General features: G+C 52.0%; 5 protein-coding genes and 1 pseudogene. 2 read left to right on the top strand and 4 right to left on the bottom strand.

Features of this window, described 5'->3' with window-relative positions; genetic code table 11:
• Positions 1-98: 98 nt before the first annotated feature.
• From MWU64_RS12980 to MWU64_RS12965, 4 genes and pseudogenes are all read right to left on the bottom strand, one after another.
• A pseudogene (locus tag MWU64_RS12980) lies at positions 99-2,936 on the bottom strand (DEAD/DEAH box helicase family protein); the annotation flags it as partial.
• A gap of 208 nt (positions 2,937-3,144) precedes the next feature.
• The gene (locus MWU64_RS12975) at positions 3,145-4,056 is read right to left on the bottom strand and encodes an ROK family protein (RefSeq protein ID WP_247064814.1); all 912 of its coding nucleotides are present in this window, start codon (positions 4,054-4,056) and stop codon (positions 3,145-3,147) included.
• A 70-nt stretch (positions 4,057-4,126) separates the two neighbouring features.
• Positions 4,127-6,316 (bottom strand): EAL domain-containing protein, encoded by a 2,190-nt coding sequence (locus MWU64_RS12970; protein WP_247064813.1) that lies wholly within the window; start codon positions 6,314-6,316, stop codon positions 4,127-4,129.
• Between the two features lie 155 nt (positions 6,317-6,471).
• Positions 6,472-7,170, bottom strand: a complete 699-nt coding sequence (locus MWU64_RS12965) for a pirin family protein (protein WP_247064812.1) — start codon at positions 7,168-7,170, stop codon at positions 6,472-6,474.
• Between the two features lie 238 nt (positions 7,171-7,408).
• Here MWU64_RS12965 and MWU64_RS12960 point away from each other — a divergent pair, with 238 nt between their 5' ends.
• Positions 7,409-8,551, top strand: coding sequence for a cytochrome P450 (locus tag MWU64_RS12960; protein WP_247064811.1), 1,143 nt, complete (start codon positions 7,409-7,411; stop codon positions 8,549-8,551).
• A 144-nt stretch (positions 8,552-8,695) separates the two neighbouring features.
• A complete protein-coding gene (gene dusA / locus MWU64_RS12955) occupies positions 8,696-9,739 on the top strand; it encodes a tRNA dihydrouridine(20/20a) synthase DusA (RefSeq protein ID WP_281496366.1) in 1,044 nt (347 codons plus the stop codon).
• The last annotated feature ends 113 nt before the right edge of the window (positions 9,740-9,852 follow it).

Here is a 9,852-nt window from a genome sequence, read left to right as displayed (position 1 = left end):
CCAATATGGGGCTCGGAGGAATTACTCCTCAACAGAAGTTGGCCATGATGGCCTGAGGTCTACTTTTGAACCCCCTTAAAAATGGGGGGATTACCGCGATACATCGTGGTTGGCGAAAACTGTTTTTCGTTTTTATCCAAAGTAACGAAAAGCAGTATATAACCGTGCTCTTTCACGACATACACTCCCTCCTGAGAGTTGACCTGACGATTGAAGCTAGTCGCTCCAAACCCAACCAGAATCTGCTCTCGAGAATAACGCGCATGCAATCTGAGCGGTATTTCCTGCAACTCGGGCATCAACGGCTGTTCATGCTTGGTTTGCGCCAACTTCCAATCCAGCACTTCAGACAATTCCTTAGCTAACCCCATCTTACCGAGCTCCCTCAGGCTTTGCGTCAGCGACTCAAACTTCAGAGCTGGCCCAGACCTTTGCCAGAAATCATAGTGGCACATCAGCGCACGGCGCTGCTCGTTGTTTTCAAACTGAAAATCTGTGTTGCAGAGTTTCTTAAGAAACAATAAGTATTGGTGGTCGTCGCCTGTCAGAACCCGATTGTAGATACCTTTTTTCATTAGCTTGCAGGCGTCGTCATCGACTACTTCCTCTTCGGTGGCTTTGCTTACGAGCTCTAACCAACTGCCGCGTCTATATAGCTCGCTCAAATCGATATGAGGGTGATGGTTTATGAAATTGCCAAGCGTCAGCGGCTGCGTTGAATGCTGAGGGAACTGGCGAATCATAGACACAAGCCGTTGCAGCGTCAGAGTTGCTTGCCGTATGTTTCGCAGTACCATTTCCTGCGTTTTCTTGGACAACTCAATCCTGCAACCCAATGGTGCATGAGGAAATCCCTGCTTTAATTCTTCCGTGATCGAACGCTCAGATTTACCTACCAGTGCCCGGAATTTATTAGCAAAATCGTACTCTGGGCGGGAGTTACCCACGAAATCCAATACCGTGCAGCAATCCTTTCCCTCTGAAAGGCGAAGCCCGCGACCAAGCTGCTGCAAGAAAATGGTCAAACTCTCTGTTGGGCGCAGAAACAGCAAAGTATCTACTTCCGGAATGTCGACGCCTTCGTTGAATATATCGACAACGCACAACACATTGATTTGCCCGGACCGAATATCCTGCTGCTTTTGATAACGTTCAGCGCTGTTGTCACTGGTCAACACATCCGCCTTGATGCCATGTAGCAGAAATTGCTTGACCATATAGCTTGCATGGTCACGACTCACGCAGAAGGCCAAAGCTTTCATATCACCCAAATCCGTGACGATATCCTGCAAACTCCTCAAGATCTTCAGCATGCGGCTTTGGTTATGCGTGTACAGGTTTGTTAGCTGTGCGACGTCATACCGACCGCGACTCCATGGAATGCTGCGAAGGTCGGTATCGTCATCGATTCCAAAGTATTGAAACGGGCAAAGGTGACGACGGTTAATTGCTTCCGGTAAGCGAAGCTCGGCCGCAATGACGCCACCAAAATCACCGAGGATGTCTCCATCATCATGTCGTTCTGGTGTCGCGGTCAGCCCCAAAAGTATTGATGGAGAGAAACGTTCAAGCACAGTCCGGTAGCTTGAAGCAGCAATGTGGTGCACCTCATCAATCACGATGTAGTCATAAAAGTCTGGAGTTAATTGGAGCTGTCCGAGTTGATTGTTTAAAGTCTGAATGGACGCAAACAATTGTCGGAAGTGATCAGGCTCCTGTCCACCAACCCAGAGCTCACCAAAAGCACTATTCCGTAGCACGCCCCGGTATGCTTCACGAGCCTGCTTTAGAATTTCAGCCCTATGAGCTACAAACAAAAACTTGGCGTTCGGCTTTGCTTTTAAGAACCGCTGAAAATCGAATGCAGAAATCAGCGTCTTACCAGTGCCCGTAGCAGCCACGACTAGGTTTCGAAAACGCCCGTGCACGTTCCGTTCAACCGACAACTGCTCCAATATTTCTTTTTGATGAGGAAACGGCGTTATCTCGAAATAATGTAGGTTATTGGATTCATACGATCCTTGCTGCTGTTTTAAAGCTCGCTTCAATTTCTCAGCACTTTCAGCCTGACCATCAAATTGCTCAAACTCGTCCGATGCCCAATAGGTTTCGAAGGTACTGAGTGACTTAGTGATGATGTGTGGGATTTCTTGGGAAGTTATCTTTAAATTCCACTCAAGCCCATTGGTCAGTGCAGAACGAGAAAGGTTTGAAGACCCGATGTACCCCGTATGAAACCCTGAATCTCGCAGAAACAAATAGCTTTTCGCATGAAGTCTTTCACGCTCGGTGTTGTAGCTTAGTTTCACTTCCGTATTGGGCAAACTGGCCAGGTACTCAACGGCTTTCGCGTCTGTTGCGCCCATATAGGACGTGGTGATGATCTTAAGCTCCCGCCCACTGGCTGTGAACGCTTCCAGTTCTTTCCTAAAAATACGAATCCCAGCCCATTTAATGAATGACACCAACCAATAAATTCTGTCGGCAGAAAGAATCTCTCGCTTCAACTCCGACTCAAGTGATAGCCCTGCATTGCTGCCTGAGAAGAGCTCGCTTTGGGTAAGGCCTGTGAGCGGAAATATGTCTTCAACATACTGCTTGAGATTGGCCGCGACAGGATTTTCGAGTTGATAAAGCGCGGTCAGAATCTTCCCTTGGCTATCTAATAAGTTGTCTTCGAGGAAACCATTATCTTGTATTCGGTTTTTCAACCAGATTATCAACTGGTTGGATAGCTCAATCTGTTTGCCTAACCGATCTTCTCCTGCTGGAATTGACTCAACAGCAAATTCTAGAATCCCAGTAAGAAAGCGTGACAACCACACCGACGCTTCAGCACTATTTAGTTGGCGTTCACCGACATAGAAGCTATCTCGATCCAAACGACTTTCAATGAGCTGCGTAATTAGCTGCTCGTAGATTCCTGATTGCTGCATAGCCTCAAACCCGCGCAAAGGTGGTAAAGCCCGATCTTTTACCTATGAGTTGGACGACATGAGATGAGTTAGATGGAAACCTAGTACGAGGGTGGGTCCCGACATCCATTGTCGTTAACTTTTCATGATAAAGCTGTTTAGTGAAACATTAGCCTTCTATGTATAGGAATCCAAGTCTTTCGCTACAATACGATAAGTGTTAACCAGGTTAGCCGCTCCCCAACCAAGCCGCCCCACGCACCCCACTAGAATCCCCATGCACTGCCCGCACAACGGGCGTATTGCATTCGCCACCAAACACGTAGCTCGGCAGCCTTTTCGGCAGCTCTTGGTAGATTTGCTCGGCATTACTCATGCCGCCGCCCAGCACAATGATGTCGGGGTCTAGCACGTTAATAACCGCCGCGAGGCCACGAGCCAGGTGGTCAAGGTAACGGTTGAGGGTTTCAGTTGCGGCTTTGTCGCCGCTGCGGGCATTCTCGGTGACGTTTTTCGCCGGGAGGGTCTGGCCGTGCAGGAATTGGTGGGTCAGAGATAACCCGGTGCCAGACAGGAAGGTTTCGTTGCAGCCATGGCGGCCACAAAAACAGGGGCGCTGTTCCAGCTCGAATTGTGGGGTCCAGGCTAAGGGGTTGTGGCCCCACTCACCCGCTACTCCGTTAGGGCCGGTGAGTATTCTGCCGTTCACGCTGACACCGGCACCGCAGCCGGTGCCCAGTATGGCAGCGAATATCACATTGTGATGTTTGCCGGCTCCGTCTGTGGTTTCAGACAGTGCCAGGCAATTGGCATCGTTGGTGAGGGTTACCGGGCGTTGCAGCATTGCGCACAAATCTTCTTGCATCGGTCGGCCGTTAAGCCATACCGAGTTTCCGTTTTTTACGGTGCCGGTCACACCGGAAATACTGCCCGGTATGCCCACACCCACCGGTAAACCACGCACACCGGCTACCGACTCGGCTTTCAGCACCAGAGATTGAATCGTTTCCAGTGTGGCACGGTAATCTCCGGCGGGCGTGGCTACCCGCGTTCTGAAATGCTCGTTGCTTTGCCGGTCCATCAGAATGACTTCGGTTTTGGTACCGCCCAGGTCAATTCCGACCAACCAATCGCTGCGCATGCAATGTTCCTTTGAAAGCCCGCCCCTACAAAGCCGCGAGATGGCCTGCTGCCTCACGACTGTTCGGCTTTTAACCCTCTGTGACTGGCAGTTCAGTGGGCAACTTAAGAAGTTCGTTCAAAGGCACCGGCCGGGAGAAATAAAAGCCCTGCAGTATGTCGCAACGACGTTGCACAAGATCGTTGCGCTGCGCCGAGGTTTCAATCCCTTCAGCAACCACTTCCAACCCCAAGTGGTGGGCCATGGTAATAATGCCTTCTACAATTGCGGCATTTTCCCGACCGGTATCGATATCACGCACAAAGCTTCGGTCTATCTTTACTCTATTGATGGGCAACTGTCGTAAATAGCTTAGGCTCGAAAAGCCGGTTCCGAAATCGTCTATAGCCACTCTAACGCCAAGGTTTCGGATATTCTGAAGCAGCTCTATCGCCTTCTCAGAGCCCGCCATCATCAACCCTTCGGTGACTTCCAGTTCCAGTTTCTCGGGGCTTAGCCCACTTTCGTCGAGCGCTTGCTTTATTTCATCAAAAAACCCGTTGCGCCGGAAATGCACCGGCGAGATGTTGACCGCGACGGAGAGCGGTTCTTCACGGCCAGCGTTGATACTTTCCAGGTCCTGGCACGCTTTCCACAACACCCAACGGTCCAGATCAATAATCTGCCCAGTACGCTCGGCTAAAGGAATAAAATCACCGGGCGGCACCATACCCCGTTCAGGGTGCCTCCATCGCACAAGCGCTTCCAACGATGTCATTTTTCCGGTAGCGGCATCCACCAGCGGCTGGTAATACAGCACCAACTGGTCATGCTCTACCGCCTCAAGTAACTCACGCCTCAGTTCGATGTGTTCGCGTACTGTGGAATCAACATCACCAACGTACCATTCCCAGGTATTGCGTCCTTGGGCCTTGGCTTCGCGCACCGCTAAATGGGCATGCTGGATAAGTTCACCGGCGTTTTTGGAGGCAGCCCGGCCAAGCGCCACGCCGATGCTGGCGCTGACATGCAACACATGTTCATCAATAACAAAAGGCCGGGCCAGCAGGCTCAACAGGCCCTCCACCAAGGGCAGCGCTTGCTCTACGCGGTTTCGTTCCGTCAACAACACGCCAAATTCATCACCGGCAAACCGGGCAAGAAAATCTCCGGGATTTAACCCATCTACCAGCCTGTTTGCCACTGCCTGCAATAGTTCATCCCCAACAGAATGACCCAATCCGTCATTGATGGAAGCAAAGCCATCAAGATTGATTAACAAAACCGCAACATGGCCTTTGGCCAGAGGCAAATCTTCAGTCAGTCTCGCTTCGAAACCGGCTCGATTAGACAAACCGGTGAGCATGTCATGAGTGCGCTGGAAGTGTAATTTCAGCTCACTTTCCCTTTGTCTGGTTATGTCTTTTGCGATCCCATACACACCAACAACTTCGTCGTCGACGATAATTGGAAGGCTGGTCACGTCAATCAGATACTCTTCTCCGCTGATGTTGTAAGCGACCACTTCGTAATTCTGCGGAATGCCTTTTCGTGCCTGCTCGAAAGCTTGCTGCGCCGCATCGTGATGTTCAGCTTTTAAGTATTCCCGAAAGTGCGAACCCAAAATGTGTTCTTCTGCCAACCCGGCGATATTTTCCGAGCCTTGGTTGGCGGCAACGAAACAACCGTTCAAGTCTAATTCGAAGACTGCGTCCGGGTGGTAGTTGAACAAAGACTGATAACGCTGAGACTGAATACGCAAAGCCCGCTGATCTTGCTGCCGCGCCAAAGCGAACGCCAACAGCCCTGCAGCCCTCATGATCATCACCAGCTGTTCATTTGTGGGAATACCGGGGGTGGGATGATACGTCGAAAACGTGCCTAAAAGCGTCTCGTTGGTCATGGTAACGGGGATAGACCAACACGCTCTCAAGTTCTCTTTAAGAGCAGTGTCCCGATAGTCGGCCCAATTCGGGTCGTCGTCGATATCACGGGTGATCACAACTTTTTGTGTGGAGGCCGCTCGCCCGCATGTCGCTACTTGCGGACCAATCTTCACACGCTGCATGGCTTGGCGATAAGCGTCGGAAAGCCCGTCCCCTGCGACCAAGCTCAGCGTTTCATCGGCCGGGTCGTACAGCATAAAGGTAACAATAGCGCTTGGCATTTCCCGCGCTACCATTTTTGTCACCTCCGCCAATATAGCCATAAAAGGCTCATGACTGGCGATCATGTCTTGAATTTTTTGCTGATCCGCCAACTCGACCAGGATGCGATCCATTCGTATGCCTTAAAAGAGAATCATGATTACTTGAAGCTAATGTTGATCTTAGAAGATTAGCAGCCAAATAGCAGCCTACCCAAGATCGCGAAAAGTCTAAGCACATCATAGTTCAAACGTTTCAAAACTTAAGACACTGCGTGGACTCTCCTTGCTTACGCCACATCCACCAGCACAATTTCACTGTCTTCGCTGGCGCTGACCGTCAATACCTCTTCGTCGCGGACCGCGACACCATCACCGGCATTGGCCACAACGCCGTTTATCTTGATCTGCCCAGTGGCAGGCACAAGATAGACCTTTCGGCCGGAAGCGATCCGGTATTCCGTGCTCTGGCCGGCTTCCAGCGTTGCCGCAACCATACGCGCATCGGTGCGAATCGGTAGAGCGTCTGTATCTTCCGGCAATCCGCTGGCGAGCGTGACGAAGGAGCCGCTTCGATCACCCTTCGGAAACGGTTTCGCGCCCCACGCGGGTGGCAATCCGGTTTCGTTCGGCATGATCCAGATCTGGAAGATCTGAGTGGTTTCGTCTTCTTCGTTCATCTCGCTGTGCGCTATACCCGTGCCGGCGCTCATCACCTGCACATCACCTGCTTCGGTGCGGCCACGATTGCCCAAACTGTCCTGATGCATAATCGCACCCTTTCGCACATAGGTGATGATTTCCATGTCGCGGTGCGGATGGCGCGGGAAGCCGGAATGCGGCGCGATGGTGTCATCATTCCATACGCGCAGATTTCCCCAGTGCATACGGTTCGGGTCGTAGTACTCAGCAAATGAAAAATGGTGACGAGTATCGAGCCAACCGTGGTGTGCGCCACCCAATTCTTTATAAGGTCTGAGTTCAATCATTGCAGGACCTCCTCTCATTCGATTCAACTGCGCTGTTCGATGAAACCACTATAGTTAAGGGATCTGCGCAATGAAAACGGAACTTTTTGACCGTACGGTTCAATTAAGTTGAACAAATGACGAGAGGTCTGCGCAGTCGCCAGTTGAAACCTCGCTCAGCCTTGCGTTTGCGCAATTTAGAGTTGATCAATTCCCGCTATGCTCATCGGATCACCTCTTTGCTGAATAAGGAGCCAACATGCCAGACCATATGCCGGATGACTTGTCCGCAGCGGGGCGAGATCTGCGAGCCTACACCGACCAGTTGCGCCCGAAACATCCTGTCGTGCGGAATACAAACGGGGAGTGGGTACTGCTAAGACATGCCGATATCTTGGCCGCTGCCCTTGACCACAAGCGTTTCTCCAGCCAGGTCTCCCGCTTCCTTCAAATCCCTAATGGTCTCGACGGACAGGAGCACACCCTCTACCGAACGATTGTAGAACGCTACCTAAGCCCGGAAGCGGTGGAACCCTATCTGCCCACCTTCCAAAAGGTGGCGAACGAGTTAGCGGCAAACTTGCCGCGAGGTGAAGTGGTGGATGCCGTTAACGACATAGGCGCTGTCTTTGCTGTTCGAGCCCAGTGCGCCTGGCTGGGATGGCCCGCAAAGCTAGAACCTGACCTACTTGCCTGGATGCAGGACAATCATGCAGCTACCCGATCTGGCAATCATCGTCGAATGGCAGTCGTTGCCGAACAGTTTGATGACATTATTCGCTCGGTTATACAGCCACGGCGGGCTTCCGGAGATGCAGTACCAGACGATTTAACAACAAAACTATACCGGCAAACAGTGAATGGTCGCCTCCTGACCGAAGCAGAACTGGTGTCCATTCTGCGCAACTGGACTGGTGGCGATTTAGGCTCCATCGCCTTATGTGTTGGTGTAATCACTGCCCACCTTGCGACACATCCCGAGCTGGTAATGCGAATACGCGACGGTTCTGACGCCGAAACTGAAGCGATCATCAACGAAATTCTGCGCTTGGATAATCCTTTCGTTTCCAACCGCCGAATCACAACCTGCCCGGTGAAAATTGGAGACCAGACGATCCCCGAAGGCGAAAAAGTTAAATTGAACTGGACCTCCGCCAATCGAGATGAAGCGGTGTTCGATAACAACTCCTTTAACCCCGATGCTCACGCAACCAGCAACTTGCTTTACGGCGCAGGCAAACACGCGTGTCCCGGACAGCTGCTGGCCACTTGTGAATTGCGGATCGCTTTGCAAACGATCCTCGCAACAGTGCAGCAGATCAGGTTTGCGCCGGGCGAAATCCCGGAACGAGAGGTAGCCCCTGTCGGCGGATATCGCCGTGTGCCTATCGTGCTAAGCTGATTCGCGCTGCGCAAAGTACGTAATTTAATATCGGGTCGTCAACGCTTAGAGTCGCTTTCCTGATAGAATTCTCACCTGTGGGCAAGGGAGAAGCGCGCAATACCAGAATCCGAAAATGATGAAATAGAGCAACCCATGAGCAGAATGGCGACATCAGAGAGCACCAACCACTTGATCGAAGAATGCGCGAAAAGCCAAGCGCAGCCATCCCGGCGCTTTTCCATTGCACCAATGATGGACTGGACCACACCCCACTTCCGTTATCTGGCGCGTATTCTCAGTCGCCGCGTACTTTTGTATACCGAAATGGTGACCACGGGCGCGTTGATTCATGGCGATACTCAGCGTTTTCTTCGCCACGATCCGGCGGAATACCCGCTGGCGCTGCAACTGGGTGGCAGCAACCCGGACGAGTTGGCGAAATGCGCAACGCTTGCTGAAGAATATGGCTTCAGTGAAGTTAACCTGAACGTGGGCTGCCCCAGCGATCGAGTGCAGAACAACATGATCGGCGCGTGCCTGATGGGGCACCCGGATAAGGTCGCCGAAGGTGTGGCGGCGATGAAAGCAGCTACCAACCTACCTGTGACCGTTAAACACCGGATTGGCATTAACGGCCGGGAATCCTGGGAAGAGCTGTGCGAGTTCATTGAAGAAGTGTCTGCCGCTGGCTGTAACACGTTCATTGCTCACGCCCGCATTGCCATTCTCGAAGGGCTCAGCCCGAAAGAGAACCGCGACATTCCGCCACTGAAGTACGATTGGGTGTACCGCTTAAAGCAGACCTATCCGGAACTGGAAATCATCATTAACGGTGGCATCAAAACCATCGACGAATGCCACGAGCATCTGCGCCAGACCGATGGTGTCATGCTGGGCCGGGAGGCGTACCACAATCCTTGGCTGCTGACCCAAGTAGACCCTGAGTTTTTCGGCGAAGAAGCGCCAGTGGCCAGCCGCCACGAAGCCCTTCGCGCGATGTTCCCGTTCATCCAGAAAGAGCTGGACCGTGGCGTTTACCTTACTCACATTACCCGCCACATCATGGGTCTGTTTCTGGGCATGCCAGGCGGCCGGCAATTCCGGCGTCACTTAAGTGAAAACGCCAACAGGCCCGGCTCGGGGCTGGAAGTGGTTGAACAGGCGCTTGCGAAAGTGCGAGAGCCAGAACCGGTTTTGGAAAACTAACGGCCACAGCCTTTAGTTGTCTTGTTCCTGTTGTAAGCTGCCGTTATTGTAGAGGTTAAGAAGGCGTTCCGGAGCTGAACGCCTCGATAACAACTATCAATCTGGACGACAAC

The organism is Marinobacter sp. S0848L (assembly GCF_023016065.1).
Classification (GTDB): domain Bacteria; phylum Pseudomonadota; class Gammaproteobacteria; order Pseudomonadales; family Oleiphilaceae; genus Marinobacter.
This window is presented reverse-complemented; position numbering and strand designations above follow the sequence as displayed.

Bases quoted from the DNA above. Each gene is read 5' to 3' on its own strand.
- MWU64_RS12975 (WP_247064814.1), bottom strand. From the start codon at position 4,056: ATGCGCAGCGATTGGTTGGTCGGAATTGACCTGGGCGGTACCAAAACC.
- MWU64_RS12970 (WP_247064813.1), bottom strand. From the start codon at position 6,316: ATGGATCGCATCCTGGTCGAGTTGGCGGATCAGCAAAAAATTCAAGAC.
- MWU64_RS12965 (WP_247064812.1), bottom strand. From the start codon at position 7,170: ATGATTGAACTCAGACCTTATAAAGAATTGGGTGGCGCACACCACGGT.
- MWU64_RS12960 (WP_247064811.1), top strand. From the start codon at position 7,409: ATGCCAGACCATATGCCGGATGACTTGTCCGCAGCGGGGCGAGATCTG.
- dusA (WP_281496366.1), top strand. From the start codon at position 8,696: ATGGCGACATCAGAGAGCACCAACCACTTGATCGAAGAATGCGCGAAA.